25 protein-coding genes are annotated in these 26,192 nt (G+C 59.3%); 16 read left to right on the top strand and 9 right to left on the bottom strand.

From position 1 onward, the window contains the following. Nucleotide 1 precedes the first annotated feature (1 nt). Together Q0M35_RS03805 and Q0M35_RS03800 are read left to right on the top strand one after the other, a co-directional pair. The gene (locus Q0M35_RS03805; protein WP_295312522.1) at nt 2–2,797 is read left to right on the top strand and encodes a DNA translocase FtsK; all 2,796 of its coding nucleotides are present in this window, start codon (nt 2–4) and stop codon (nt 2,795–2,797) included. A 101-nt stretch (nt 2,798–2,898) separates the two neighbouring features. After that, the gene (locus Q0M35_RS03800) at nt 2,899–3,504 is read left to right on the top strand and encodes an outer membrane lipoprotein carrier protein LolA (RefSeq protein WP_295312521.1); all 606 of its coding nucleotides are present in this window, start codon (nt 2,899–2,901) and stop codon (nt 3,502–3,504) included. A gap of 3 nt (nt 3,505–3,507) precedes the next feature. Here Q0M35_RS03800 and Q0M35_RS03795 read toward each other — a convergent pair whose 3' ends face one another. Both Q0M35_RS03795 and Q0M35_RS03790 read right to left on the bottom strand, forming a co-directional pair. Continuing rightward, complete coding sequence (locus Q0M35_RS03795) at nt 3,508–4,095, bottom strand: lytic transglycosylase (RefSeq protein ID WP_169639127.1); 588 nt, start codon at nt 4,093–4,095, stop codon at nt 3,508–3,510. A gap of 73 nt (nt 4,096–4,168) precedes the next feature. Next, nucleotides 4,169–5,050: an AEC family transporter gene (locus Q0M35_RS03790; protein ID WP_295312520.1), complete on the bottom strand. Its 882-nt coding sequence runs from the start codon at nt 5,048–5,050 to the stop codon at nt 4,169–4,171. An 84-nt stretch (nt 5,051–5,134) separates the two neighbouring features. On the opposite strand from Q0M35_RS03790, the gene hspQ reads away from it, so the two are divergent. Next, on the top strand, nt 5,135–5,461 hold the full coding sequence (gene hspQ / locus Q0M35_RS03785) for a heat shock protein HspQ (RefSeq protein ID WP_169639129.1): 327 nt from the start codon (nt 5,135–5,137) through the stop codon (nt 5,459–5,461). A gap of 19 nt (nt 5,462–5,480) precedes the next feature. On the opposite strand, the gene Q0M35_RS03780 is transcribed toward hspQ, so the two are convergent. The 3 genes from Q0M35_RS03780 to Q0M35_RS03770 all read right to left on the bottom strand — a co-directional run bounded on the left by Q0M35_RS03780 (nt 5,481) and on the right by Q0M35_RS03770 (nt 8,135). After that, entirely contained in the window at nt 5,481–7,058 is a 1,578-nt protein-coding gene (locus Q0M35_RS03780) for a gamma-glutamyltransferase family protein (protein WP_295312516.1), read from the bottom strand. A gap of 262 nt (nt 7,059–7,320) precedes the next feature. After that, nucleotides 7,321–7,797: an ATP-binding protein gene (locus tag Q0M35_RS03775; protein WP_295312510.1), complete on the bottom strand. Its 477-nt coding sequence runs from the start codon at nt 7,795–7,797 to the stop codon at nt 7,321–7,323. After that, complete coding sequence (locus Q0M35_RS03770) at nt 7,797–8,135, bottom strand: STAS domain-containing protein (RefSeq protein ID WP_295312496.1); 339 nt, start codon at nt 8,133–8,135, stop codon at nt 7,797–7,799. Before Q0M35_RS03770 ends, Q0M35_RS03775 begins: the two co-directional genes overlap by 1 nt. Nucleotides 8,136–8,218: 83 nt before the next feature. Here Q0M35_RS03770 and Q0M35_RS03765 point away from each other — a divergent pair, with 83 nt between their 5' ends. From Q0M35_RS03765 to Q0M35_RS03715, 11 genes are all read left to right on the top strand, one after another. Next, complete coding sequence (locus tag Q0M35_RS03765; RefSeq protein WP_295312490.1) at nt 8,219–9,391, top strand: acetyl-CoA C-acyltransferase; 1,173 nt, start codon at nt 8,219–8,221, stop codon at nt 9,389–9,391. An 11-nt stretch (nt 9,392–9,402) separates the two neighbouring features. Further along, a complete protein-coding gene (locus Q0M35_RS03760; RefSeq protein ID WP_295312484.1) occupies nt 9,403–9,858 on the top strand; it encodes a GAF domain-containing protein in 456 nt (151 codons plus the stop codon). A 120-nt stretch (nt 9,859–9,978) separates the two neighbouring features. Then, nucleotides 9,979–10,551 carry a helix-turn-helix domain-containing protein gene (locus Q0M35_RS03755; protein WP_295312478.1) on the top strand — a complete coding sequence of 191 codons (573 nt, stop codon included), beginning with the start codon at nt 9,979–9,981 and terminating at the stop codon, nt 10,549–10,551. Nucleotide 10,552: 1 nt separating this feature from the next. Beyond that, nucleotides 10,553–11,176, top strand: coding sequence for a LysE family transporter (locus Q0M35_RS03750; protein ID WP_295312473.1), 624 nt, complete (start codon nt 10,553–10,555; stop codon nt 11,174–11,176). Further along, nucleotides 11,173–11,547, top strand: coding sequence for a GFA family protein (locus Q0M35_RS03745; protein ID WP_295312468.1), 375 nt, complete (start codon nt 11,173–11,175; stop codon nt 11,545–11,547). Before Q0M35_RS03750 ends, Q0M35_RS03745 begins: the two co-directional genes overlap by 4 nt. 12 nt (nt 11,548–11,559) lie before the next feature. Continuing rightward, entirely contained in the window at nt 11,560–14,007 is a 2,448-nt protein-coding gene (locus Q0M35_RS03740; RefSeq protein WP_295312462.1) for an FAD-dependent oxidoreductase, read from the top strand. Then, nucleotides 14,004–14,894, top strand: a complete 891-nt coding sequence (locus tag Q0M35_RS03735) for a homocysteine S-methyltransferase family protein (protein ID WP_295312455.1) — start codon at nt 14,004–14,006, stop codon at nt 14,892–14,894. The genes Q0M35_RS03740 and Q0M35_RS03735 overlap by 4 nt, the downstream gene beginning before the upstream one ends. Nucleotides 14,895–14,906: 12 nt before the next feature. After that, a complete protein-coding gene (locus tag Q0M35_RS03730; RefSeq protein ID WP_295312450.1) occupies nt 14,907–17,351 on the top strand; it encodes an FAD-dependent oxidoreductase in 2,445 nt (814 codons plus the stop codon). A gap of 48 nt (nt 17,352–17,399) precedes the next feature. After that, the gene (locus Q0M35_RS03725) at nt 17,400–18,047 is read left to right on the top strand and encodes an RluA family pseudouridine synthase (protein WP_295312444.1); all 648 of its coding nucleotides are present in this window, start codon (nt 17,400–17,402) and stop codon (nt 18,045–18,047) included. Nucleotides 18,048–18,142: 95 nt separating this feature from the next. Next, complete coding sequence (locus Q0M35_RS03720) at nt 18,143–18,469, top strand: metalloregulator ArsR/SmtB family transcription factor (RefSeq protein ID WP_295312437.1); 327 nt, start codon at nt 18,143–18,145, stop codon at nt 18,467–18,469. Then, entirely contained in the window at nt 18,466–18,885 is a 420-nt protein-coding gene (locus Q0M35_RS03715; RefSeq protein ID WP_295312421.1) for an SRPBCC domain-containing protein, read from the top strand. The genes Q0M35_RS03720 and Q0M35_RS03715 overlap by 4 nt, the downstream gene beginning before the upstream one ends. 52 nt (nt 18,886–18,937) lie before the next feature. Here Q0M35_RS03715 and Q0M35_RS03710 read toward each other — a convergent pair whose 3' ends face one another. Then, entirely contained in the window at nt 18,938–20,365 is a 1,428-nt protein-coding gene (locus tag Q0M35_RS03710) for an aldehyde dehydrogenase family protein (RefSeq protein ID WP_295312415.1), read from the bottom strand. Between the two features lie 143 nt (nt 20,366–20,508). Here Q0M35_RS03710 and Q0M35_RS03705 point away from each other — a divergent pair, with 143 nt between their 5' ends. Continuing rightward, nucleotides 20,509–21,162, top strand: a complete 654-nt coding sequence (locus tag Q0M35_RS03705) for a peroxiredoxin (protein ID WP_295312408.1) — start codon at nt 20,509–20,511, stop codon at nt 21,160–21,162. 8 nt (nt 21,163–21,170) lie between these two features. On the opposite strand, the gene Q0M35_RS03700 is transcribed toward Q0M35_RS03705, so the two are convergent. Next, the gene (locus Q0M35_RS03700) at nt 21,171–21,629 is read right to left on the bottom strand and encodes an Lrp/AsnC family transcriptional regulator (protein WP_295312401.1); all 459 of its coding nucleotides are present in this window, start codon (nt 21,627–21,629) and stop codon (nt 21,171–21,173) included. Between the two features lie 187 nt (nt 21,630–21,816). Here Q0M35_RS03700 and Q0M35_RS03695 point away from each other — a divergent pair, with 187 nt between their 5' ends. Next, nucleotides 21,817–22,065 (top strand): hypothetical protein, encoded by a 249-nt coding sequence (locus Q0M35_RS03695; RefSeq protein WP_295312395.1) that lies wholly within the window; start codon nt 21,817–21,819, stop codon nt 22,063–22,065. A gap of 48 nt (nt 22,066–22,113) precedes the next feature. Here Q0M35_RS03695 and Q0M35_RS03690 read toward each other — a convergent pair whose 3' ends face one another. After that, nucleotides 22,114–23,265: an SGNH/GDSL hydrolase family protein gene (locus tag Q0M35_RS03690; protein WP_295312388.1), complete on the bottom strand. Its 1,152-nt coding sequence runs from the start codon at nt 23,263–23,265 to the stop codon at nt 22,114–22,116. 257 nt (nt 23,266–23,522) lie between these two features. Beyond that, nucleotides 23,523–25,661, bottom strand: a complete 2,139-nt coding sequence (gene pnp, locus Q0M35_RS03685; protein WP_295312384.1) for a polyribonucleotide nucleotidyltransferase — start codon at nt 25,659–25,661, stop codon at nt 23,523–23,525. Between the last annotated feature and the right edge of the window lie 531 nt (nt 25,662–26,192).

Genomic DNA, 26,192 nt, shown 5'->3' with positions numbered 1-26,192 from the left:
AATGGCATATCAGACACGTGGACGCGACCCGCTGCTGGACAGCAATATGGCTGAGGCGATGGAGAAACGCGGCAAAGAGCTTTTCGGGCTGGTACTGATTGTGCTCGGGCTGATGGCCTGTGCGATGATTGCGTCTTACTCACCGGATGATCCAAACTGGATGGTTTCCACCGATGAGCCGACGCAGAACTGGATGGGCCGGATCGGCGCGGCGATCGCAGCGCCGCTCTTTATGATCGTGGGCTGGGGCTCCTGGGGGCTTGGCGTTGTGCTGGTGGTATGGGGTTTGCGCTTTGCGCTGCATGCGGGTGCTGAACGCGCCATCGGGCGGCTGATTTTTGCGCCGATCGCGATTGCGGCCTGTTCAATCTATGCCGCGACACTGACGCCCGATGGCAACTGGCTTGATACCCACAGCTTTGGGCTCGGCGGACTTTTCGGCGACACGGTGATGGGTGCGCTGCTGACGCTGTTGCCGGTGGGGTCCGTTGTCACGATCAAGCTGATGTCCTTTCTGATGGCGCTGGGCATAGTCGCGCTCGGTGGTTTTGTGCTCGGGTTTACCCGACCCGAAGTCATAAAAATCGCGCGTTTTCTGCTGCTGGGTCTGGTGATGGTCTATGCGGTTATCATGTCGCTGCTTGGTCGGGGTGCCAGTCGCACATTGCAGGCCGCGCAATCAGCGTCTGCCAGCTTTGCTGATCGCCGTGAACAGACCCGGGCTGCTGCTGCCGGGCCTGCCCTGACCACCGAAGTGGCACCGGCGACCGGTGCCCCCGCATTCCACAACCCCGAAGAAACAAAGCCGGGTCTCTTTTCGCGGATGCCCGGGATGATGCGCCGCCAGGAACCGTTGATTGAGACAGACGAGGATCGCTGTGACGGTGCAGATTACGACGCGGACGCGCCCGGCGAGGACCGTATCAAGGCACGGATTGCCGATGTAATCCGCTCGCGTGTGCGGTCGGGAACAGCCATCCACACACCTGTTACCGCGCCGCTGACGCAGGGGCGTGGTCGCGGTCCCGACCCGCTGGTTCTGGATACGTCCGGTGCGCGGGCAGAGCCGCCGCTGACAGCGCGGGGGGCGAGCGTTCCGCCGGCCCCGGCGATCGCAGCAGAAGAGGACACTGCACTTTTTGAGGAGCCGGAGACAGAGGCCCCGCATGTGCCGGTTGCAGAGCCGCGCCGCGTGGTTCAGCAACCGGTCCGCAAACCCGTGCTGCCCTCGCGCCGCGCCCAGGCCGAAGCACAGCCCGGATTGTCGTTTGACGACAGCCACCCGGGATTTGAGCTGCCGCCGCTGAACCTGCTGGAAAACCCGGTTGAAGTGCCGCGTCTGCATCTGAGTGATGAGGCGCTGGAAGAAAATGCGCGCATGCTGGAAACCGTGCTGGATGATTACGGCGTTAAAGGCGAGATTGTCGCGGTGCGCCCGGGCCCGGTCGTGACCATGTACGAGCTTGAGCCTGCGCCGGGCCTGAAAGCCAGCCGTGTGATCGGACTGGCAGATGATATCGCGCGCTCCATGGCGGCGCTTTCGGCGCGGGTTTCGACCGTGCCGGGACGTTCAGTCATCGGCATTGAACTGCCCAACGAAAGCCGTGAAAAGGTGGTGCTGCGGGAGATACTTTCGACGCGCGATTTTGGCGACGGCAATCAGCGCCTGCCACTTGCACTTGGCAAGGACATCGGCGGCGACCCGATCGTGGCCAATCTTGCAAAGATGCCACACCTGCTGATCGCGGGAACAACAGGCTCGGGCAAATCCGTGGCGATTAACACGATGATCCTGTCGCTGCTCTATAAGCTGACGCCAGAAGAATGCCGGATGATCATGATCGACCCCAAGATGCTGGAACTGAGCGTCTATGACGGCATTCCACATCTTTTGTCGCCGGTCGTAACAGACCCTAAAAAGGCGGTTGTGGCTCTGAAATGGGTCGTGGGAGAAATGGAAGAGCGCTATCGCAAGATGTCCAAAATGGGCGTGCGCAACATCGAAGGTTATAACGGCCGGGTCCGTGAGGCCCTGTCCAAAGGCGAACTCTTCAGCCGCACTGTGCAGACCGGGTTTGACGAGGACACCGGCGAGCCGGTTTTCGAAACCGAAGAGAACACGCCCGTCGCGCTGCCTTATATCGTCGTCATCGTCGATGAGATGGCCGACCTGATGATGGTCGCGGGCAAAGAGATCGAAGCCTGTATTCAGCGTCTGGCACAGATGGCGCGTGCTTCCGGTATTCACTTGATTATGGCAACGCAACGCCCGTCTGTGGATGTGATCACCGGTACGATCAAGGCGAACTTCCCAACGCGGATTTCCTTTCAGGTGACATCGAAAATCGACAGCCGCACCATTCTGGGGGAGATGGGTGCTGAGCAGCTTCTGGGCATGGGTGATATGCTTTACATGGCCGGTGGCGCCAAAATCACCCGCTGTCACGGGCCGTTTGTCTCCGACGAGGAGGTTGAGGAGATCGTGAACCACCTCAAACAGTTCGGCGAGCCGGATTATGTCTCGGGCGTGGTTGAGGGCCCGGCCGATGACAAAGAGAGTGATATCGACGCGGTTCTGGGTCTTGGCGGTAATACCGACGGTGAAGATGCGCTTTATGACAGTGCCGTGCAGGTGGTCATCAATGACCGTAAATGCTCGACCAGCTATATTCAGCGCAAACTGGCAATCGGCTACAACAAGGCGGCGCGTCTTGTGGAGCAGATGGAGGATCAGGGGCTGGTCTCGCCCGCAAACCACGTCGGCAAACGGGATATTCTGGTGCCTGAACAGGGCTGAAACCTGCAGAGCGGCGGCAATCTTCCGGTTTGATATCGCATATCAGGCCGCCGCACCCTATGTGGCATATCAGACAACAGTTATCTCAAGGTGCTTCGGCTATGTTTCGTTTCCGTTTTGTCTTTCTTGCTATCGGTTTTATCTGTGCAGGTGCGGTGTCTGCCGCGGCGGACCAGCTCTCGCTCAATGCGATTTCGGCCTATCTCAACGATCTCAAGACCGCGCAGGGTGCTTTTACGCAGATCAACGACGACGGCTCGATCAGCACGGGAAAGCTCTATATCAGCCGGCCCGGACGCATGCGGTTCGAATATGACCCGCCCGAGCAGGCGCTGGTGATCGCCGAAGCCTCTGCCGTGGTCATTATCGACAAGAAGTCGAACCAGCCGCCGGAAACCTATCCGCTGAACCGCACGCCGCTGTCGCTCATTCTCGCCCGCAATATCAATCTGGCGCGCGCGCGGATGGTGACAGATCACCGGTTTGACGGTACTGCAACAATCGTCACAGCACAGGATCCGGAGAATCCGGAATACGGAAATATTCAGATGAGTTTTACCGATAATCCGGTGGAGCTGCGCCAGTGGATCGTGAACGATGCCAACGGCAGCACGACAACTGTGATCCTGGGTGAGTTCGAGACCGGCATGAGCCTGTCATCGACGCTTTTTGATGCAGGCCGCGCGGTTTCGACGCGCGACCGCTGAGATTTAGCGCCGCGCGCTGCAGGCAACAAGCTGTGCCTGATAGGTATCGGCGCGCGCATCCACTCGGTCTGCAACACTGAGCAGCCAGGATTTGCGGTTGTAAGACCCGCGCGAATACCCCGTGTGTCCCTCGTGGTAGGCAAGATACTGGCGACGTGCGTCATCGAGCCGGATGCCGTTTTTCGACCGGCTGGTGACCATGTACCACCCCATGAAATCGGACGCATCGCGGATCCGGTCGCGGCGGGCGAACCGCTTGCCGGTGGCTTTCTTGTAATCGTCCCAGGTGCCGTCGAGCGCCTGGGCATAGCCATATGCGCTTGACTGCCGGCCCATCGGAATGACCCCCAGCGCATATTTATGCGGGGTGCGCGCGTTGGAGATGAATTTGCTTTCCTGATGCATTGTCGCCATCTGGACGTGCACCGGAACACCCCATTTACGCTCCGTGGCCTGAAAAGCCTTCATGTATTGCGGGCGCTCCTGGGCAATGCGGCAGGCATCATCAAGGTGACGCGGTGCCGTTCCCTGGCCGCCTCCGCATGACGCAACCAGTAAAACCAATGCCATAGCGCGAAGAGTTCTGCTCATATGCCTCTCGCTTTTTATTTTTATATTTTCATGCAGTTTAACTGAAAAAACCGGGCTTGGGAATTGGCGAATTTCACAGAACTGCGGCCAGCAGCAGCGGCAGGGCCGCGACCGACATGAGCGTGGACGCGACGACCAGTCCTGCGACATCCTCGGACCGGGCGCCGTACTTTTCCGCAAGCATATAGGAGGTCACCGCAACCGGCGTCGCCACCTGTACAACCAGCACGCCAAAAGCAACCTGCCCGAGTTCAAAGTAGTCGGCCGCAGCCCAGGCAATGGCCGTGCAGAGAATAAGTTTCACAGCACTCAGCAGGATTGCCCGCACCATGCCGCCCGCCTGAAGACGGGCCACCGCCACGCCCAGAGTGATCAGCATCAGCGGGATGCCAAGCTGCCCCACAAGGCTGAGCGTATTGGTGAGAAAGACCGGTGTCTGCCAGCCCTGCCACATAAACAGGAGGCCCAGAAAAGCACCCCCGAAGAGCGGCTCGCGCAGGATTTTCGTCAGTGATCCCTGTCCTGCCACCATCCAGATCCCGAACGTAAAATTCCAGATCAGCATAATCGCGAAAACAATGATGGCGTAACTCAGGCCCGTGTCGCCAAAGGCGAAAAACGCCAGCGGCAGGCCCAGATTACCGGTATTCCCGAAAATCAGCGGACTGGTGAAAGTGCGGTTGTCGAGCCGCATCAGTTTCACGAGGATCAGAATGGCAATCGTTACCCCGCCGTAGGCAACGATGGTCGCGAGCGAGAGGGCCGTCAGGGCGCCCACATCTATTTCTGTTTCCATAAGGGAAACAAAAATGAGACAGGGCATGGATAATGTCATCGCGAGCTGCGTGACAAATTGCAACCGGTATTCAAACCCGGTTTTAACCCAAACATAGCCTATTGCTGCGAGCAGGAAGACCGGCGCCACAATTTCGAGTACTGTCAGCGCCAGGTTCACAATCTGTTTCCTGTTTTAAGAGTCCGATGGTTGGACATTTGCCCCGAAAACCGTTTACTAACAGAGGGTGGGAGCTGCAACGTAATGATCAGAACGCGTGCAAAATATAACCTTGGGCAGGTTGTCCGCCATAAGAAACACCCGTTTCGGGGTGTGATCTTTGACGTCGACCCGGAATTTGCCAATACCGAAGAGTGGTATGAAGCGATTCCCGAAGACAGCCGCCCGATCAAAGACCAGCCGTTTTATCACCTGCTCGCTGAGAATGATCAAAGCTATTACGTAGCCTATGTGTCTGAGCAGAACCTGGTGGCGGATTATTCGGGGGAGCCGGTAGATCACCCCGACATCCCCGATCTGTTCGGTCCGTTTCAGAACGGCACCTATCCGCTGCATTTTCAGCTGAACTGACCGGCGACAACGCGAGCGGTCAGTATCCCAGAGCGCAGCCGTCCTTGCGCGGGTCACTCCCACCTTCCAGCACACCGTCATCGCGGATCAGAATTGCCTGAGCGCCGCCGATCGCGGTCGCGGGCTCTACGACGTTGTGACCCAGGTCGGACAACTCCTGACGCACTTTCTGCGAATAGCTGTGCTCAACCCGCATCTCGTTTTCGATCGCAAATGCACGGGGCCCGTCGATCGCGGTCTGAGGGTTCATGCCAAAGTCGGTCAGGTTGGAGACGAAACGGGCATGACCGTTGGGTTGATACGCGCCGCCCATTACCCCGAAAGGCATAATCACTTTGCCGTCTTTTCGCAGCATACCGGGTATTATCGTATGCATCGGCCGTTTGCCGCCCTTAAGTTCGTTTGCGTGACCTTCTTCGAGCGTGAAACCGGCGCCACGGTTCTGCAGCAGGATTCCGAACTTTTCAGAGGCGATCCCTGATCCGAACCCGTTGAAAATAGAATAGATCAGAGACACGGACATCCCGTCACGGTCGATGACTGTGATGTAGATCGTGTCCTTATGTACGGTTTCGGACAGTTTTGTGGCGCTTTGCATCGCTTTTTTCGGATCAATCAGCGCGGCAAGGTCTTTGGCGGTGTCCATGCTGAGCATGTGATCGAGACGGGTCATATGGCCCGCGTCGCCCAGAAAACGGTTGCGCGTGTCATAGGCAAGTTTGGTGGCTTCGGCCTCGATATGCGTGCGTTCAGTACCAAAGGGATCCATCGCCGCGATGTCGAACTGAGCGAGAATATTCATCAGCAGATGGGCGGTCACCCCGTGACCGTTTGGCGGATGCTCAACAACTTCAAGGTCGTTGTAAAATCCGCTGATGGGGTCCGTTGGCGTGGCAGCCACATTCGCAAAATCATCTGCGGTGTGCAGACCGCCCTGAGCGCTGAGCGCCGCGAGCATGTCTTCCGCGATCTCGCCGGTGTAAAAAGCGTCGCGGCCATGTTTCGCGACACGGCGCAGCACTTCGGCCTGGCCCGGTGCCCGGAAAATTTCGCCGCCCGACGGGATTTTGCCGTTGATCAGATAATGATCACGACCGTGACCCTGCAGCGCAGGCGCATCCTGTGCCCAGTCTGAAGCAACCCGTGCCGCGACGGGCACACCTGTTTCTGCGTAGTGAATAACCGGCGCCAGAATGTCGGCAAGCCCGAGACGGCCGGCGGTGTCTGAGAGATAACAAAAAGCATCAACAGCACCCGGCATTGAGACAGCATGGGCGCTCAGCGGGGGAACTTTTGCGTGGCCATCGGCACGCAGCATTGCGGCATCAAGGGCGGCCGGCGCCCGGCCGGATCCGTTGACGGCTTTGACCGGGCTGTCAGGAGTTTCCGACCAGAGTACAAAACAGTCGCCACCGATTCCTGTCATCTGAGGTTCACAGATTCCCAGCAGGACCGCACCGGCAATCGCCGCATCCATGGCGTTTCCGCCGGACTGCAGAATATCGATGGCAGTTTTTGCGGCCAGCGGATGCGAGGTTGCGCACATCCCGTTTGTGGCGAGAACCGGTGACCGGCCCGGAAAATGAAAATCGCGCACCGCGTCTCTCCCGTCAGTTTTCAGCAGTTGTTTATTTAACACCGGGAAACCCGATGTCCATCGCAACTGTGATTTCAGGGGGGGAAGTCCTCGGCGCCGCGCACTGGGTGGGGGCTATAACACGCAGCGCCGAGGGAAGCTATATGCAGCTACATGAACAGGTATGCCCTTTGAACAAGGCGGCAATATGATCTCAATTGGATCGTTTAAGGAAATTACACGGAATAATTAAGGCGCCGCGTCACAGGAATTAAGAACCGGTTTATGCCGGAATACCGACCGGCAGACGCATGCTCAGGCGGTTCTGTTCACCCACGCGGGCGTATTCCACATCCTTTGCGAGATCCTGGATAAGAAACCAGCCAAATCCGCCTTCAGGAAGTTCGCTGAAATCTACGTCCACCTCAACCGCCCTGCCTAGCGGCAGATGTCCTTCGGGCATCGCTGCGCCGCAGTCGGTGATACGCACATGCAGCCCGTCCTGGGCCGGCTGGCAGAAAACTCTGATCTGACCACCGCCTGCTTCGGTCGGATAAGCATGCTCAACGATGTTGTTGAGGACCTCGGCCAGAACAAGTTCCACCGTTCCCGTTTCCTCGATATCGAGGCTGAGCGGGTCGAGTTCTCTGAGGATACGCGCGAGGGCGTCCCGCACAGCCAGATCGCTGCTCAGTAACGACACCTCAAAGGATGGGAAAGTCTGTGCGCCCGCTGACCGGGACGGTACGTTCCGGCTCATCAGTTTCCGAGCTCCTCGAGCGCGCCGTCGAGGGTCGGAAAAACGCTGAAAACAGAATCCATACGGGTGAGCTGGAACACGCGTTCCACCTTCGGTGTGAGCCCCGCCAGGGCCAGTTTCCGGTCAGCCCCCATGTGTTTCATCGCAGCGACAATCGCACCAAGGCCGCTGGAATCAATGAATTCCACCCGGCTGAGATCCAGAACCACAACATCCGGACCACCATCCGTTTCACTGCGCATCGCATCTTTGAATTCGATGGCACAGGCCGCGTCGATCCGGGCATCCTGAACAGACACAATGCGCAACTGCTCTTCTGTTTTGGCGGAAATTTCCATGATATGATCCCGGACACTGGTTATCCCGCATCTCTAAGGGGTAAGTCTTACAAATCTCTTTAAGTGCTCCAGGAGGACAGGATATGGCCGAGGTCGTGATTGCAGGTGCTGCCCGCACCCCGATGGGCGGATTTCAGGGTGACTTCGCATCGATGAGTGCCGCTGAACTGGGCGGGGCTGCCATACGCGCCGCACTTGACGGGGCCGGCCCTGCGAGGATTGAAGAGGTGCTGATGGGATGCGTCCTGCCCGCGGGTCAGGGCCAGGCACCCGCCCGCCAGGCCGGGTTCCATGCTGGTCTGGGCGAAGAGGTTCCTGCGACGACGCTCAATAAAATGTGCGGCTCCGGTATGAAAGCCGCGATGATCGCTTTTGACCAGATCGCTCTGGGACAGACGGATGTGATGGTCGCGGGCGGTATGGAAAGCATGACCAACGCGCCTTACATGCTGCCGAAAATGCGCGGCGGTGCACGCCTTGGACACGGTCAGGTCATTGACCATATGTTTCTGGACGGGCTTGAGGATGCCTATGACAAGGGCAGGCTGATGGGCACCTTCGCCGAAGACTGTGCAGAGACCTATCAGTTTACCCGCGATGTGCAGGATGCCTATGCTCTGGCGTCTTTGTCGCGGGCGCTTGAAGCAGAAAGCTCAGGCGCCTTTTCAGATGAGATTTCGCCGGTAGAAGTTGCAGGCAGAAAAGGCTCTGTTACCGTGCGTAGTGACGAACAACCGGCCTCCGCGCGACCGGAAAAAATCCCGCATCTGAAACCGGCTTTCCGCGACGGCGGTACGGTGACAGCGGCGAATTCCTCGTCGATTTCGGATGGAGCGGCGGCGCTCGTACTGGCCTCTGCCGATGCGGCAAAAGTGCAGGGTCTGACCCGGCGCGCCCGCATCGTCGGTCATGCCAGTCACGCCCAGGCGCCGGGGCTCTTTACCACTGCGCCGGTGCCGGCGGCGCAAAAGCTGCTGGACCGTATCGGCTGGGACAAATCCGGTGTTGATCTCTGGGAGGTGAACGAGGCCTTTGCTGTGGTTCCGCTCGCATTCATGCGCGAGATGGGCCTTGATCATGAGATCGTGAATGTGAACGGCGGTGCCTGTGCGCTGGGACATCCCATCGGCGCCTCGGGCGCGCGGATCATGGTGACGCTGCTGAATGCACTGGAAAAACGCGGTCTGAAACGCGGTGTTGCGGCGATCTGTATCGGTGGCGGCGAAGGCACGGCCATCGCTATCGAGCGCGACTGACGGAGCGGTTCATGCAGGTTGATTACGGCGATCTGGCGCAGACAATCGGCGCCCTTATCGAGGATGAGACCGATGAGGTGGCGCTCATGGCGACAGTTGTCTGCGAGGTGCACCATGCAGACACGCGCTTTGACTGGACCGGGTTTTACCGCGTAACAGAGCCTGAGTTACTGAAAATCGGCCCCTATCAGGGCGGGCATGGGTGTCTGGTGATCCCGTTTTCCCGTGGCGTCTGCGGGGCGGCGGCGCGCAGTGGTGAAGTGCAGCTTGTGGCAGACGTGGAGGCCTTCCCGGATCACATCGCCTGTGCCAGCTCCACGCGGTCAGAACTGGTGCTGCCGGTGCGCAACGCGGCAGGGGACCTGATCGCGGTATTCGACATCGACAGCGACCAGGCGGACGCTTTTTCTCAGCAGGATGCCACCGCACTGGCGGATATCCTGACCTCGGTTTTTGCACGAACCTGAACGCCCGGGTCCCGGCCCGGGCCCGCGCAAAAAAACTCTTCAACCCGTGAAAATTCTCTGGATTTTTTCACCAGACTCACGCAGGCTGAAAAATACGACAAGATTTTCACGACGGGACAGATGCGCCACAGCCTGCCAGATCAACCAGCCACTCTCGGTGCGGACCTGCGTGCGCTGCGCAAGGCGCGCGGGCTGACACTGTCCGGTCTCTCCGGCGTTCTGGGGCGGTCCGTCGGTTGGCTGAGCCAGGTTGAGCGCGACAAATCGGAGCCATCGATCACCGATCTGCGCCAGATTGCCTCCGTGCTGGAAGTGCCGGTCTCGATGTTGTTCCGGCACGCGGCGGCACCGGCGCATGAGGCGGGCCATATCGTACGCTCGGACGCGCGCCGGCCCATCGGATCAAAGATTGCGGGCCTCGTCGAAGAGCTTTTGTCGCCAGATCTCACAGATGACTTTGAGATGGTGCATTCCACGTTTGAGCCGAAAAGCTGCATCACCACACCGGTGACACGGCCAACTCAGGAGGTGGGGTACATGGTCTCGGGACAGCTTGATTTGTGGATCGCGGGCGCTGAACATTCGGTAAAGGCCGGCGACAGTTTCCGCATCCGGGGCGAGGCTTTTCGCTGGTCCAACCCGTCCTCAGAACCCGCCGTGGCCATCTGGGTCATCGCGCCGCCGGTCTACTGACATGAGTTTCGAGGCCTGGAGCATATTCGCGCTGTTCTGGATTGTCTTTGTGACAACGCCCGGCCCCAATGCGGTGAACTGTATCAATAACGGCATGACGCTCGGGCTGCGCCGGTCGCTGCCAGGGATTCTGGCGATTCTGACCCAGGCGAGCCTTTTCCTGATGCTTTCTGCCCTCGGCGTCACGGCGCTGATCGCGGCCTCGCCGACAGGGTTCTTTGTGGCAAAGCTGGTCGGCGCGGGGTTTCTGATCTGGATGGGTGTTCGCGGCTGGATGAATGCGCGCAAACGGGTTGTGCTGGCTGATCGCCCGGCGTCTTCGGTCTTTCTGCGCGCGTTTGCCATCGCCACGATAAATCCCAAAAGCGTCGCAGGCTATCTCGCGGCCTTTTCGCAGTTTGTGCAGCCCGACGTGCCGGTAACGGATCAGATGGTCGTGATCGTGCCCACTGCGTTGACGCTCACGGCGATCAGTTACACCGGCTTTACGCTGCTGGGTGCGGGGCTGGGCCGTGCGGCCATCGGCGCGGTCTTTAACGTCTGGGTGCGCAGGCTGCTGGCGGGCTGTTTCATAGTCTACGGGTTGCTGCTTGGCGCATCGGCCACACCGGAACGTGCATCATGATTAAAGGGTCCTGTAATTGCCGTAAAATCAGCTTTGAGGTCACCGGCCCGGTGCGCAGCACCTCGTACTGCCACTGCGGCCAGTGCCGCAGACAAGCGGGCAATTTCTGGGCCGCAGCGGTCACGGAAGACAGCGATATACGCATCAGCGGACCCGTAACGTGGTATGCCTCAAGCGATTTCGCAAAGCGCGGGTTCTGCGCGACCTGCGGCAGTTTTCTGTTCTGGAAACACAATGCGGAAAGCTCGATCAGCTTTGGCCTGGGGACGCTCGACGCAGGCTCGGGGCTGAAAATCGAAAAGCACATCTTTGTCGCCGATAAGGGCGATTACTACGACATCGCGGATGATCTTCCGCAGCACGACACTTAGGGAGCACGGGACATGGCAGAATTTCCAACGACGGCACGGGTCGTCATTATCGGCGGCGGAGTTGTGGGCACCTCGACACTCTATCATCTGGCGAAAGCGGGCTGGAAAGACTGCGTGCTGCTGGAGAAAAACGAGCTGACGGCGGGATCGACCTGGCACGCGGCGGGCAATGTGCCGAACTTTGCCGGCTCCTGGGCGGTGATGAACATGCAGCGGTATTCGGCTGAAATGTACCGCACGCTGGGCGAGGACGTCGGCTATCCCATGAACTATCATGTCAGCGGCTCGGTGCGGCTGGCGCACAGCAAAGAGCGGATGCTGGAATTTGAACGGGTCGCGGGCATGGGCCGGTATCAGGGTCTGCAGATGGACATCTGCACGCCCGAAGAATTGCTGCAATACAACCCCTTCATGGAAACGCATGACCTTGAAGGCGGCATGTGGGACCCGCTGGACGGGGATATCGACCCTGCACAGCTGACCCAGGCGCTGGCCAAGGGAGCGCGGGATGCCGGCGGTCGGATTGAACGTTTCTGCCCGGTAACGGGGATGGAGCGCGACGGCGACGAATGGATCGTAAAGACCGACAAGGGCGATATCCGCTGCGAATATGTGGTGAACTGCGCAGGCTATTACGCGCAGCGCATCGGCGAGATGTTCAGACCTTTCGGCGGGCGGACGGTGCCGATGGTTGTGATGTCGCACCAGTATTTCCTGACGGAACCGGTGCCGGAGCTTGAAGCCTGGACCAAGGAAAACGGCCGCAAGATCGCGCTGCTGCGTGACGTTGATGTCTCGTACTATCTTCGGCAGGAGAAAAACGGCCTGAACCTGGGCCCTTATGAGCGCAACTGCAAAGCGCACTGGGTCACGCCGGACGATCCGATGCCGGAGGATTTCAGCTTCCAGCTTTATCCCGACGATCTGGAGCGGCTGGAGTACTACATCGAGGATGCGATGGCGCGGCTGCCGCTGCTGGCGGAGGCCGGTGTGGGGCGCAACATCAACGGACCCATCGCCTATGCCCCGGACGGCTTGCCGATGATTGGCCCGATGCCGGGAGTCAAAAACGCCTTTGAGGGACATTCCTTTACCTTCGGGATTGCCCAGGGCGGCGGTGCGGGCAAGGTCTTGTCGGAATGGATCATGCATGGCGAGACTGAGCTTGATATGTGGGCCTGTGATCCGCGCCGCTACACGGATTATACGGACCATGATTATTGCCTGTCCAAGGCGCTGGAAACCTATGGCCACGAATACGCCATGCATTTCCCGCATCACGAATGGCCTGCGGGTCGTAACAAAAAGCTATCGCCGGTGGATGCGAAAATCCGCGAACTGGGCGGTCAGATGGGGGCCTATAATGGCTGGGAACGCGCAAACTGGTTTGCGAAACCTGGTGATGATACCTCCGAAGATGCCACACAGACATGGGACCGCAACGGCCCCTGGGCACCGCGTGTCAAAGAAGAGGTCGAGGCCGTGCGCGACGGGGTCGGTGTGCTGGATCTGCCTGGCTTTTCGCGGTTCAATCTCTCGGGCGAAGGGGCGGCGGAGTATCTCAGCGGCCTGATCGCCGGGGCTCTGCCGCAGACCGGGCGCATGAACCTTGCCTATTTCCCGGACAGCCGCGGTCGGGTGCTGACCGAGATGTCGGTGATGCGGCATGGTGAGGATGAATTCACGCTGATCACGGCCGCGACCGCACAGTGGCACGATTACGATGTGCTGGGCCGCAATCTGCCGGAAAGGCTGTCCCTCACGGACCATACAACAGAGTACAGTACGCTGATCGTCACGGGCCCTGACGCGCGCACCCTGTTTGAGAAGATCGGGACCAGGGCCGATCTGAGCGCGCGCTGGCTCTCGGTGCAGCCTGCGACCGTTTCCGGCATTGGTTGCGCGCTGGCGCGGGTCTCCTTTGCCGGAGAGCTTGGCTGGGAAATCCATGCCGCCAATGCCGATATCCCGGCGCTTTATGATGCGGTTCTGGGGGCGGGTGCGGTACCTTTTGGCATGTATGCGCTCAATTCCATGCGGATTGAGAAGGGATACCGCGCCTGGAAGGGCGATCTCTCCACGGATTACTCATTGCTCGAAGCAGGAATGGAACGCTTCATCCGCTTCGACAAACCTCAGGATTTCCCGGGCAAACAGGCGCTGCTGAACGAAAAGCAACAGGGCAGCAAAAAGCAGTTCGTGACGCTGGTGGTCGATGCCGGTGATCAGGACGCGCCCTATATGGCGCCGCTTTTCCATGACGGCGAGGTTGTCGGGGAAACCACCTCGGGTGACTGGGGCTACCGGGTCGGAAAATCCGTGGCGCTGGGCATGCTGCGCAAAGAGCTGACCGTACCGGGAACCGAGGTCGAGGTTGAGATTTTTGGCCAGCGCCGTCGTGCAGTGGTGCAGGATGATCAGCCGCTCTGGGATCCGGCGAATGAACGGATCCGGGCATGACCGCGATTACCCTTCTGGACGGCGGCATGGGTCAGGAACTGGTGCACCGGGCCGGTGACAGGCCGACGGCGCTCTGGTCCACCCAGGTCATGTCGGATCACCCCGGCCTCGTGCAGCAGGTGCATGAGGATTACTTTTCCGCCGGCGCGACGGTGGCCACCACCAACAGCTATGCTGTGCACCACGATCGTCTCGCGGGCACCGGCATGGAAGGCAGGTTTGCCGAATTGCACGGGCTGGCGATTGCCGAAGCCAAAGCGGCCCGCGACGCTCATGGCAGCGGACGTATTGCAGGCTCGATCGGTCCGCTCCGTGCCAGCTACCGGCCGGACCTGCACCCGGTGTCGCAGACCGCGGTGCCGCTGTTGGCCGAGGTGGCGCATCTGCTGGCCCCGCATTGTGATTTACTGCTGCTGGAAACGGTCGCTTCCGTGGCAATGGCGCGGGATGCGCTGAAAGGTGCACGCGAGACCGGGCTGCCCGTATGGATGTCACTGACCGTCTCGGACAGCGACGGTAGCATGCTGCGCTCGGGCGAGCCGCTTGAGGCGGCCCTCGAAGTGGCCGGCGAGGCGGATGCCGTGCTGATCAACTGCTCAGCACCCGAGGCCATCACAAAGGGCCTGCCTGTGGTGGCGCAGACTGGCAAACCTTATGGCGGTTATGCCAACGGATTTGTGCAGATCACGCAGGACTTTCTGAAAGATAAACCAACGGTCGACTCACTGGAGATGCGCAGGGATATGGGGCCGCGCGCCTATGCCGGATATGTCATGGAATGGGTCGGCAGCGGGGCCACGATTGTCGGCGGGTGCTGCGAGGTCAGCCCTGCGCATATCGCCGAAATCGCACACCGGCTGAAAGCAGCCGGACACAAAATCGTTTAAAGGAACCGGTATATGGCATTGCCTCCTTCTCACGCCCGGGTCGTCATCATCGGTGGTGGGGTCATCGGGTGTTCCGTGGCCTATCATCTGACAAAGCTGGGATGGAAAGATGTGGTTTTGCTGGAGCGTAAACAGCTGACTTCTGGTACCACATGGCATGCGGCCGGGCTGATCGCACAGCTGCGCGCGACGGCCAATATGACGAAGCTCGCGAAATACAGCCAGGAGCTGTACGGCAGCCTTGAAGAAGAAACGGGCGTGGCGACCGGGTTCCGGCGCGTGGGCTCGATCACTGTTGCGCTGACCGAAGAACGCCGCGAGGAGATCAACCGCCAGGCGGCCATGGCGCGGGCTTTTGGTGTCGTGGTCGAGGAGATCTCCCCTGCTGAGGTTAAAGACCGCTACGCACACCTGAATATCAAAGGCGTCACGGGTGGGGTCTATCTGGAAAAGGACGGGCAGGGAGATCCCGCGAATATCGCCCTGGCGCTGGCCAAAGGGGCGCGTCAGCGGGGTGCGCAGGTTCTGGAGCGCACATGCGTGACCGGTATTCGCCGCGAGGGCCGGCGGGTCACCGGTGCAGACTGGGAGCAGGGCGGCGTGACCGGTTTTACTGCTGCTGATATGGTTGTGAACTGCGGTGGCATGTGGGGCCATGAAGTCGGGCGCATGGCTGGTGTGAATGTGCCCCTGCATGCCTGCGAGCATTTCTATATCGTCACCGAAGCCATTGCCGGGCTGAGCCAGATGCCTGTCCTGCGGGTGCCCGATGAATGCGCCTATTACAAAGAAGACGCGGGCAAAATGCTGCTCGGGGCCTTTGAGCCCAACGCCAAACCCTGGGCGATGAACGGCATCCCGCCGGAGTTTGAATTTGACCAGCTGCCGGAGGATTTCGACCATTTTGAACCCATCCTCGAAGCGGCGGTCGAGCGGATGCCGATGCTGGCCGAGGCGGGCATCCATACGTTTTTCAACGGGCCGGAAAGCTTTACGCCGGATGATGCCTATCATCTGGGTCTGGCACCCGAGCTTGATAACTTCTGGGTCGCGGCGGGCTTCAACTCTATCGGGATACAGTCTGCGGGCGGAGCCGGGATGGCGCTGGCGCAGTGGATGGAAGACGGGAATAAGCCCTTTGATCTGGGCGATGTGGACATCACCCGGATGCAGCCTTTCCAGGGCAATAAAACATATCTTTTCGAGCGCTCCAGAGAGACGCTTGGCCTGCTTTACGCGGATCACTACCCCTACCGGCAGAAGGCGACAGCGCGGGGCGTGCGGCGCACACCGTTTCATCAGCATCTGCTGAACGAGGGAGCCGTAATGGGCGAACTTGCGGGCTGGGAGCGTGCCAACTGGTTCGCTGCACCCGGTCAGACACCGGAATATGCCTATTCATGGAAGCGTCAGAACTTCTTTGACAACGTCGCGGCAGAGCTCACAGCGATCCGTACCAACGTTGGCATGTATGACATGTCGTCCTTCGGTAAAATCCGGGTAGAAGGGCGCGACGCCACGGCCTTTTTGAACCACATCGGGGGCGGGCAATATGACGTGCCGTCGGGGAAAATCGTATATACGCAGTTTCTGAATGTGCGCGGCGGGATCGAAGCGGATGTCACGGTCACGCGCCTCTCTGAGACCGCCTATCTGGTGGTGACGCCTGCTGCGACGCGGCTGGCGGATCAGACCTGGATGATGCGGCACGCAGGAGACTTCAATGTGGTGATCACCGATGTGACCGCCGGCGAGGGTGTGTTGGCGGTCATGGGCCCTAATGCGCGCAAACTGCTGCAGGCGGTGTCACCCGCGGATTTCTCCAATGAGACCAACCCCTTTGGCACGGCGCAGGAAATTGAGATCGGGCTGGGCCTCGCGCGGGTACACCGCGTGACCTACGTGGGGGAACTGGGCTGGGAGGTCTATGTCAGTGCGGATATGGCGGGCCATGTCTTTGAGGTGCTGCATGCGGCAGGGCAGGAGATGGATCTGAAACTTTGCGGTATGCACATGATGGATTGCGCGCGGATTGAGAAAGGCTTCCGGCATTTCGGGCATGACATTACCTGTGAGGATCACGTGCTGGAGGCCGGTCTGGGGTTTGCCGTGAAAACCGACAAACCGGACTTCATCGGGCGCGATGCCGTCCTGCGCAAAAAGGACGCGGGGTTCGAAAAGCGCCTGCTGCAGTTCCGCCTGACGGATCCGGAGCCGCTGCTCTATCACAACGAGCCGGTGATCCGCGACGGAAAGATCGTGGGCTATCTGTCGTCGGGTGCCTACGGGCACAGCCTCGGCGGGGCTATGGGGCTCGGCTATGTGCCCTGCGCGGGTGAGGCGGCGGCGGATGTTCTGGCCTCGGAGTATCATATTGACGTGGCCGGCACGCGGGTGAAGGCCGAAGCCTCGCTTAAGCCAATGTATGACCCGAATTCGGAGCGGGTGAAGGCCTGAGCGCGCCACGACGCTTGAAACCCTCGCGGTCTTCTGCAACGAGGCGGCATGGATAGCCAATACCGCCCGCCGCAGGACCCGCTGGTCATCCTGCACGAAGACGCCGAAGTTCTGCTGGTGGACAAGCCTGCGGGCCTGTTGTCGGTGCCGGGCAAGGGGCCGGAGCTTGCAGATTGCCTGATGGCGCGCATCCGGGCGGCCTTTCCGGATGCGTTGCTGGTGCACAGGCTGGACCGGGACACCTCGGGCGTGATGATCTTTGCGCTCACACCCCATGCGCAGCGACATCTGGGGCTGCAGTTCGAAAAGCGCATGACGCAGAAAGCTTACGTCGCGCGGGTCTGGGGTGTGCCGGAGAAAAAGACCGGCGAGGTGGATCTGCCGCTTATCGTGGACTGGCCGAACCGGCCCCGGCAGATGGTGGATCATGAGAACGGCAAGCCTGCGCAAACCGCCTGGCGGGTGCTGAAGGACGAAGGCGACACCGCCCGTATGCGCCTGCACCCAAGGACCGGACGCAGCCATCAGCTGCGCGTGCATATGCTCAGCCTCGGTCACCCGATTCTGGGAGACCCCTTCTACGCCACCGGTCCCGCGCGCGATTTTCCGCGCCTGATGCTGCACAGCGAAGAGCTGCGGTTCAAACACCCTCAGGGCGGTCGGTCCATGAAAATAAGGGCCAAAGCCCCTTTCTGACTCACCGCGCCGGCACAAAGAAAAGTACCACCATTGACATGATACCATTTGGTTTCATAAAAGGGATACCAATTGGTATTACTTGAGGACGCTTCATGCCGGACACACCCACATCACAGTCGGTTTTTCGCGCGCTCGCCGATCCGACCCGCCGGGACATTCTGGTGATGCTGCGCGGCCGGGATCTGACCATCGCGGAGGTCTCTGAGAACTTTGATATGACACGCGCTGCTGTGAAAAAGCATCTCACGGTCCTTTCGGACGGCGGACTCATCCATATGACGACCCGGGGACGGGAACGGGTGAACAGCCTTAATCCGGCTGGGATCGGCCCTGTCAGAGACTGGTTTTCTTATTTCGACGGGTTCTGGGACGACCGGCTGAGTGAGCTGAAAAGCGCAATTGAAAAGGACAGACAATGACGGCACGTATTCTGAAAAAGACAATTTTCCTCAGAGCGCCGCGCGAGCAGGTCTGGGACTATCTCACCAGACCTGAGTATCTCGCGAAGTGGTTCCATGCCCCGAAGGAACCGCTGGAAACCGGGCAAAAGCTGGAAATGTTCGGAACCACCAGTGGTGATCTGCTGATATGGGGCGAGGTCACAGAGGCGCGCGCGCCGGAGTATCTGGAGTACACCTTTACCGTCAAACCGATGGAGGATGCGGTGAGTGTCGTGAAATGGTGGCTGGAAGCCGTGCCCGGCGGAACGCAGCTCAGTCTGGCGCATTCAGGTCTTTCTGCAACAGAAGATGCCTTTGGCCTGACGCTGGCGCTCGACAAGGGATGGGACGAACACCTTGTGCAGTTGCGCGCAGCACTGCATCCCGCAGAATGATAAACGGGCCGCCCTGTGAGAGGCGGCCCGGAGACACTTTAGTCCGCGCGGGTTACTCTGCGGCCCAGCCCGACACGGCCTTGATCTCGAGGAACTCATCAAGACCGAAAACGCCGCCTTCGCGCCCGTTACCTGATTGCTTGTAGCCGCCGAAAGGAGAGCCCATCGCAAAACCCTGACCATTGGTTTCGACCATTCCTGACCGAAGCCGGCGCGCCACACGACGGCGTTTTTCATCGTCTTCGGTCTGGACATAGTTGGTCAGCCCGTAAGGCGTGTCATTGGCGATCGACACCGCCTCTTCCTCGGTCTCGAACGGGATGATCGACAGCACGGGGCCGAAAATTTCTTCGCGCGCGATGGTCATATCGTTGGTCACATCGGCAAAGACCGTGGGCTTAACATAGTAGCCGCGGTTCAGGCCATCCGGCCTTCCGGTGCCACCGGCAACCAGACGCGCCTCGCCCATACCCACCTCGATGAGCTTCTGGATTTTGTCGAACTGCACCTCAGAGACCACAGGGCCGATATGCCGTCCCTCTTCGGAAGCCGGGCCAACATGCGTGTTCTTTGCCACATCTGCGGCCATTTCCACCGCTTCGTCATAGCGAGACTTATGCACCAGCATTCGTGTAGGCGCGTTGCAGGACTGTCCGGAATTGCGGAAACAGCGGATTGCGCCCTGCCTGGCGGCCTTGGGGTCAGCATCCTCAAAGATGATATTTGCACCCTTGCCCCCAAGCTCCAGGCTTACGCGCTTCAGCGTATCGGCGGCGGCCTTTGAGATGGCGATCCCGGCGCGGGTGGAGCCGGTAAAGCTGACCATATCCACATCCGGATGCGACGACAGCTGGCTGCCGACGCCGGTACCGTCGCCGTTCACGAGGTTGAAAACACCCGGTGGAAAGCCTGCCTGGTCGACGAATTCGGCAAAGAGCAGACCAGAGAGTGGTGCGATCTCGGAGGGTTTAAGGATCATCGTGCAACCGGTCGCAAGCGCCGGGATGGTTTTGAGGATGATCTGGTTCATCGGCCAGTTCCAGGGCGTAATCAGCGCGCAGACACCGATAGGTTCAAGCAAAGTCTTTTCGGTACTGGTGAAATCGCGCTCAAAGCTGAAGTCTTTGAATGCCTTGAGAAAGCCGTTGATATGCCAGGAGCCGGCGCCGACCTGCTGCTGGCGACTGAGCTCAATCGGCGCGCCCATCTCCCTGGACATCGCCTGCGCCATTTCCTCGGCCCGGTCGTTATAGATCTCCAGCAGGCGTTCAATGAGGCCTGCGCGCGCCTCTTTGGAGGTCTGCGACCAGGCAGGAAACGCGGCACGTGCGGCAGCGACAGCGGCATCCGTATCCGCCTGGTCGCCCAGCGATATCACAGCACATTCTTCTTCGGTGGAGGGGTCGATCACCGGGAAGTCGTGCGTTTTTGCAGGCGCGACCCACTGACCGTTGATGTAAAACTTCTTATGATCCGACACAGGACTCTCCCTTATTCAGACGCCACGCTGGCGTGTTCGGCGGCACTCTGTCACTCCGGCGGGGCAGGGACAAGAGAGGGGATGAAAGCAGAGCCGTTAAGGTTTAGAATTACCGCAGAACAGGATTCCCACAGGAGGACAACATGAGCTTGCGCATCAACGACACGGTTCCGGATTTTACCGCAGAAACCGATCAGGGAACGATTTCATTTCACGACTGGATCGGCGACAGCTGGGCCATTCTGTTCTCGCACCCCAAGGATTTTACACCCGTCTGCACCACGGAATTCGGCGCTGTCGCTCAGCTGTCGGATGAATGGGAAAAGCGTGGCACTAAAGTGATCGGCGTCTCGGTTGATGGTGTTGAGGACCACAAAAAGTGGAAAGGCGATATCGAAAAGGTCGGCGGTGCAAAAGCAGGCTTTCCGATCATCGCGGATGAGGGCCTTGCCGTCTCCAAAGCCTTCGACATGCTGCCCGCCGAGGCCTATCTGCCCGACGGGCGCACCCCTGCCGACAGCGCCACGGTGCGCTCGGTCTTCATCATCGGGCCCGATAAACAGCTTAAGCTGTCAATGACGTATCCGATGACGGTGGGACGCAACTTTGCCGAAGTGTTGCGCGCGCTCGACGGGCTGCAGATGTCTCTGGGGCATGGCGTGGCGACACCCGCCAACTGGGTGCCTGGCGAGGATGTCATCATTCCGCCCACGGTCTCCAACGACGATGCCAAAGCAAAATTCGGTGACTTCGAAACGGTACTTCCCTATCTGCGCAAGACCAAAGCGCCGGAATAAATACCTGATCAGATCGGCAGCTCAGTTGTCGATTTGATCTCTTTCAGCACAAAACTGCTGTACACCTCTTTTACGAAGGGGCTGCGCAGCAGCACGTGGGTGAGGAATGCTTCATAGGCCTCCACATCCCCGATACGGATCTTGAGCCGGTAATCCGATCCGCCCGATGTCGAAAGACATTCGACGATTTCAGGATGACGGCGCGCGAGTTCAACAAACCCGGCTACGACCTTTTCGGAGTGATCGGTCAGGGTGATTGCCGCAAGGACGGTGAGTTTGCAGTCAAGCTGCGCCGGTGAGAGCAGTGCGACCCGCCGCAAGATAGTGCCACGCGCCTCGAACTCCTGAATTTTCCGCCAGACGGTGCTTTGTGCCATCGCGCAGTTCTTTGCGATGCGCGCAAGCGGCTGATTTCCGTCGCGCTGTAATTCCCGTAAAAGCTTTCTCTCGGAGGCATTGAATTTCATGTTGCGCCAACCAGTGAAATATTTTAGTCAATTTATCGCAAAAAATCAGAAATCAGAAATAATTTTTCCGAGATTAGGTTAATTATGGTTTCAAATCTCCACAGGGGCTGGAAAATGCCGTTGCGTACAGATTAACCCTCGAAAATACCCGATGTGTCGGGCAGGTTTTTCTCATCAGCAGAAGAGAATGACGTCTGGCAGCGGCTTTATACGCTTCAGATGGCCTGCCTCAGCAATCATGCCTGTGCCGCTTGTGGCCTTTGATCTGATGGCTGTTCTGCGGACCCCCTACCGGATCGACATTCTTCAGCCTCTGAAATTTGAGATCTGCAGCTTTGCAAAGCTCGCCGCCTGCCTTGAACAGAACCCTGTACCGGTGCTGGAAGAGGCACAATTGCAGGGAAATCCGGAACCGCTTTTTGACGGTGCCGTCTGACGAAAAACTCCGGCGCAGAGCGCGCCGGAGCATAATGTGCAGTTGGGATCAGACCGCCGTGCGGGTTGTCTTTTTGCGGCGGGCCATTACAGCAAACCCGGCAAGACCGGCGAGCATCAGCGGCATACCGGCGGGCAGCGGGACGGGTGAAACAGACTGCCGTGCAATCTCACCTGCTGCGAATTCCGCAAAATCAGCCTGAACGACGCGGTTGGGATGTAGCGGATCAATGAAGAGGAAGAGATCGGCGATCTCCTCCACGACAACAGGCTCTCCGGTCGTGGGGTTGATGCCAACCACAATGCAGTCACCCGGAGCAGGGTCTGTGCGCAAACTGAGCGTGCAGGGCAGTGTCCCGGTAAGCAGCCCGAGGCGGGACGGATCGGCCAGCAGATCTTTGAAGTACGTGAACTGGTCGATCAGATAGATGGAGGCATCGGTGCGCAACGCGTCCAGTTCAGTCGACAGCGCCGCGTTAAAAATACCGGTAAGAGCGCTCGCAGCGGCCTGATTTGCCAGCGCGGTGTTAAGGGCTTGCTGAGCGGCTGCGACCTGTTCGGCCGGAGCGCCGGTGGCATTCAGAAGGGCCAGTTCGCCCCGAGCCGCCAGCACGGGCAGGTTAAACGCGGGGATCGCACCGATATCGGGCAGGTTAGCCACAGCAAAATCATCAAACTGCGCGCCACCAAGTGTTTGAATATCACGGATGCCATCGGCAACGGCCGCTGCCACAGCGCGGACGCTGTCTGCTGTCAGCGTGCCGGCTGTGAGGCCCTGAAAAATGTCGTTTGCCCCAAAGAGCACGGAGACCAGCGGATTGTCACCAGAGGCGCCGGCAAATGCGCCCAGCACCTGTGCCTGATTTCCGAATGTTGACAGCGACACCAGCTGTGACAGCTGCGGGACGGCAACCGTGCCGCCCGCGCTGTAGTCGGTTGCGTTGAAATCGCCCGCAGTCGCCCCGCCCAACGCGAAATTGAAACTGACGAGGAAATTTTCTGCGATGACTTCGCTCCAGACGGGGCCATTTGAAAAACGGCCGTCAAAGCCTGGCGCTTTGAGTGCGTCGCCAAGCTTGCCGTCGTCGCTGAGGCTGTCGCCCGTCGCATAAAAAGAAGTGAAGGCATCAAAAACACTGGCGGCAGGTGCCGCGGTGCCGAGCGCGGCAAAACAAGCCGCAGACAGTAACAGTTTACGCATGGTTTCCTCCCGGGTTTCAGCGGTGACCTGCGCGGGCCATCGCTGCGCGGCGCCAGACTAAGCGCCGCATTTTCAGGGGAAACTAGCGGTAGTTTGCAGGTCAGCAAGAAGCAGCCCGGCATTACTTAGCGGCACTTTCCGCGGGGTAACAGACGATAGCCGTCATCCTCAGGTTGCAATCTGCTCAGATTAGGAAGCAATCCAACGAAAAAGGCCCCACTGTTTCCAGCGGGGCCTTCAGATCGTTCTGCGCGGGCTTATTCGTCTGCCGGCGCTTCTTCTTTTTTGATCTCTTCGCCGGTTTCCTGATCGACGACTTTCATCGACAGACGGACCTTTCCGCGGTCATCAAAACCCAGAAGTTTTACTTTCACTTCCTGACCTTCTTTGAGCACGTCGGAGGGGTGGTTCAGGCGGCGGTTCTCGATCTGAGACACGTGCACCAGACCGTCACGCTTGCCAAAGAAGTTCACGAAGGCGCCGAAATCGACGATCTTCACGACCGTCCCGGTGTAAACCATGCCTTCTTCCGGCTCGGCCACGATGGCGTGGATCATGTCGTAGGCTTTCTTGATCGAGTCACCGTTGGGGCTCGCGATCTTGATGATGCCTTCGTCGTTGATGTCGACCTTGGCGCCGGAAACCTCGACGATCTCGCGGATCACTTTGCCCCCCGATCCGATGACTTCCCGGATTTTGTCGGTCGGCACCTGCATTGTCTCAATGCGCGGCGCGTGGATCGAGAAGTCTGCCGCACCTGTCAGCGCTTTGTTCATCTCGCCCAGGATATGCAGACGGCCCGCTTTGGCCTGTGCCAGAGCTTTCTCCATGATCTCAGGTGTGATGCCCGCGATCTTGATGTCCATCTGCAGCGAGGTGATACCAGCTTCGGTACCCGCCACTTTGAAGTCCATATCGCCCAGGTGGTCTTCGTCACCGAGGATGTCCGACAGGATTGCGTATTCGCCATCGTCCTCAAGGATCAGACCCATCGCAACACCGGCCACTGCGGATTTCAGCGGAACGCCCGCGTCCATCATGCTGAGCGAGCCGCCGCAGACCGAAGCCATCGACGAGGAGCCGTTGGATTCGGTGATCTCTGAAACCACGCGGATGGTGTAGGGGAAGTCGGTCGAGGCCGGCAGTACCGCCTGAAGCGCGCGCCACGCCAGTTTGCCGTGACCGATTTCGCGGCGTCCCGGAGGGCCCACGCGACCGGCTTCACCAACCGAGTAGGGCGGGAAGTTATAGTGCAGCAGGAAGTTTGATTTGAAGTTACCGTGCAGCGCGTCGATAAACTGTTCGTCGTCGCCGGTACCCAGTGTGGTCACCACGAGACCCTGTGTCTCACCGCGGGTGAAGAGTGCGGAGCCGTGTGTCCGGGGCAGCAGGCCCGTTTCACAGACGATATCGCGGATCTCATCGGTCGCGCGGCCATCGATACGCTTGCCGGTTTTCACCACGTCGCCACGCAGGATGGAGGCCTCAAGACCTTTCAGCGCAGAGCCCAGGTTGGGATCTGCCTGTTCTTCTTCTGAAAGCTTCGCGAGAATCTCATCACGCGCCTGGCTGACTGCGGCAGTTCGTTCCTGCTTGTCCGTCAGTGCAAAAGCCGCGCGCATGGCGGCCTCGCCGTTCAGTCTGACCTTTGCCGCAAGTTCCGAGTAATCGGCAGGCTGGAAATCGAAGGGCTCTTTGGCCGCAGCTTCCGCGAGACTGATGATCAGATCGACCACGGGCTGAATCTGCTCATGGGCGAATTTCACCGCACCGAGCATCTCTTCTTCGGTCAGCTCATAGGCTTCGGATTCGACCATCATCACGGCGTCTTTGGTGCCGGCGACAACCAGATCGAGACGCTGCTCAGGGTTGAGGCGCAGGTCCTGCATATCGTCCACTGTCGGGTTCAGGATATATTCGCCATCCTCAAAACCAACGCGGCAACCGCCGATCGGGCCCATGAAAGGCGCGCCCGAGATGGTCAGCGCTGCGGAGGCCGCGATCATCGCAACCATATCCGGATCGTTAACCAGATCGTGCGAGAGAACGGTACACATGACCAGCACTTCGTTTTTGAAGCCAGGGACGAAAAGCGGGCGCAGGGGCCGGTCGATCAGACGCGCAGTCAGCGTCTCTTTTTCGGTCGGGCGTGCCTCACGCTTGAAAAAACCGCCAGGCACTTTGCCGGCGGCGTAATATTTTTCCTGATAGTGTACGGTCAGCGGAAAGAAATCCTGACCGGGTTTTTGTTTCTTGGCAAAGGTGACGTTTGCCATAACGCTGGTCTCGCCAAGCGTTGCAATCACCGACCCATCCGCCTGACGGGCCACTTTTCCTGTTTCCAGTGTGAGCGTTTCCTCGCCCCACTGCATGGATTTTTTCACTTCGTTGAACATCTGTGTTTCCTGTTTTGGCCCATTGGCCATTGCATAGGGGGCGAATTCCCCCTGACCCCGGTATCTTCTTTTGGCGGCGCTGAGGTCCGGGCGCCGGCTTTCAGATTGCGCGTACGTACACGAGAAACGGGCCTTTGGAAAGGGATGCTTTGACGCGGTCAGCCGTTGCGCACGGGCTTTGCGGGCGGCGTTCTGTACGACGGTTCCGCATCCGGGAAAAGCGGCAGGGTACGCCTGTCACCATGGTTGAGACCGGAGCGCTTCATCCAGAGTTTGGCGGCGGGCGATCGCGTTCGCGCATCCTGAAGGAGTTAAAACTTCACAACTGAACGTTGCGCTGGCAAAGTCGGGGCCTGCGCATTCAGATCGTCTGCTGCCTGCGCTTGTGTTCGGGTGGCAGGATCAGCGTCCGGGGGAGGCTCTCTAAGGGTCCGGGAGCCTCGCAAGGCGGTCTGATCATTGACGCGGAAAGGGCAGCCACACACGCCCGCGACCTGTTTAACGGAGGAGAAAATATGCTTGATACCACCC

This window comes from Roseobacter sp., assembly GCF_024639605.1.
Lineage (GTDB): Bacteria > Pseudomonadota > Alphaproteobacteria > Rhodobacterales > Rhodobacteraceae > Roseobacter.
This window is presented reverse-complemented; position numbering and strand designations above follow the sequence as displayed.

Bases quoted from the DNA above. Each gene is read 5' to 3' on its own strand.
- Q0M35_RS03805 (WP_295312522.1), top strand. From the start codon at position 2: ATGGCATATCAGACACGTGGACGCGACCCGCTGCTGGACAGCAATATG.
- Q0M35_RS03800 (WP_295312521.1), top strand. From the start codon at position 2,899: ATGTTTCGTTTCCGTTTTGTCTTTCTTGCTATCGGTTTTATCTGTGCA.
- Q0M35_RS03795 (WP_169639127.1), bottom strand. From the start codon at position 4,095: ATGAGCAGAACTCTTCGCGCTATGGCATTGGTTTTACTGGTTGCGTCA.
- hspQ (WP_169639129.1), top strand. From the start codon at position 5,135: ATGATCAGAACGCGTGCAAAATATAACCTTGGGCAGGTTGTCCGCCAT.
- Q0M35_RS03775 (WP_295312510.1), bottom strand. From the start codon at position 7,797: ATGAGCCGGAACGTACCGTCCCGGTCAGCGGGCGCACAGACTTTCCCA.
- Q0M35_RS03770 (WP_295312496.1), bottom strand. From the start codon at position 8,135: ATGGAAATTTCCGCCAAAACAGAAGAGCAGTTGCGCATTGTGTCTGTT.
- Q0M35_RS03765 (WP_295312490.1), top strand. From the start codon at position 8,219: ATGGCCGAGGTCGTGATTGCAGGTGCTGCCCGCACCCCGATGGGCGGA.
- Q0M35_RS03760 (WP_295312484.1), top strand. From the start codon at position 9,403: ATGCAGGTTGATTACGGCGATCTGGCGCAGACAATCGGCGCCCTTATC.
- Q0M35_RS03755 (WP_295312478.1), top strand. From the start codon at position 9,979: ATGCGCCACAGCCTGCCAGATCAACCAGCCACTCTCGGTGCGGACCTG.
- Q0M35_RS03750 (WP_295312473.1), top strand. From the start codon at position 10,553: ATGAGTTTCGAGGCCTGGAGCATATTCGCGCTGTTCTGGATTGTCTTT.
- Q0M35_RS03745 (WP_295312468.1), top strand. From the start codon at position 11,173: ATGATTAAAGGGTCCTGTAATTGCCGTAAAATCAGCTTTGAGGTCACC.
- Q0M35_RS03740 (WP_295312462.1), top strand. From the start codon at position 11,560: ATGGCAGAATTTCCAACGACGGCACGGGTCGTCATTATCGGCGGCGGA.
- Q0M35_RS03735 (WP_295312455.1), top strand. From the start codon at position 14,004: ATGACCGCGATTACCCTTCTGGACGGCGGCATGGGTCAGGAACTGGTG.
- Q0M35_RS03730 (WP_295312450.1), top strand. From the start codon at position 14,907: ATGGCATTGCCTCCTTCTCACGCCCGGGTCGTCATCATCGGTGGTGGG.
- Q0M35_RS03725 (WP_295312444.1), top strand. From the start codon at position 17,400: ATGGATAGCCAATACCGCCCGCCGCAGGACCCGCTGGTCATCCTGCAC.
- Q0M35_RS03720 (WP_295312437.1), top strand. From the start codon at position 18,143: ATGCCGGACACACCCACATCACAGTCGGTTTTTCGCGCGCTCGCCGAT.
- Q0M35_RS03715 (WP_295312421.1), top strand. From the start codon at position 18,466: ATGACGGCACGTATTCTGAAAAAGACAATTTTCCTCAGAGCGCCGCGC.
- Q0M35_RS03705 (WP_295312408.1), top strand. From the start codon at position 20,509: ATGAGCTTGCGCATCAACGACACGGTTCCGGATTTTACCGCAGAAACC.
- Q0M35_RS03700 (WP_295312401.1), bottom strand. From the start codon at position 21,629: ATGAAATTCAATGCCTCCGAGAGAAAGCTTTTACGGGAATTACAGCGC.
- Q0M35_RS03695 (WP_295312395.1), top strand. From the start codon at position 21,817: ATGACGTCTGGCAGCGGCTTTATACGCTTCAGATGGCCTGCCTCAGCA.
- Q0M35_RS03690 (WP_295312388.1), bottom strand. From the start codon at position 23,265: ATGCGTAAACTGTTACTGTCTGCGGCTTGTTTTGCCGCGCTCGGCACC.
- pnp (WP_295312384.1), bottom strand. From the start codon at position 25,661: ATGTTCAACGAAGTGAAAAAATCCATGCAGTGGGGCGAGGAAACGCTC.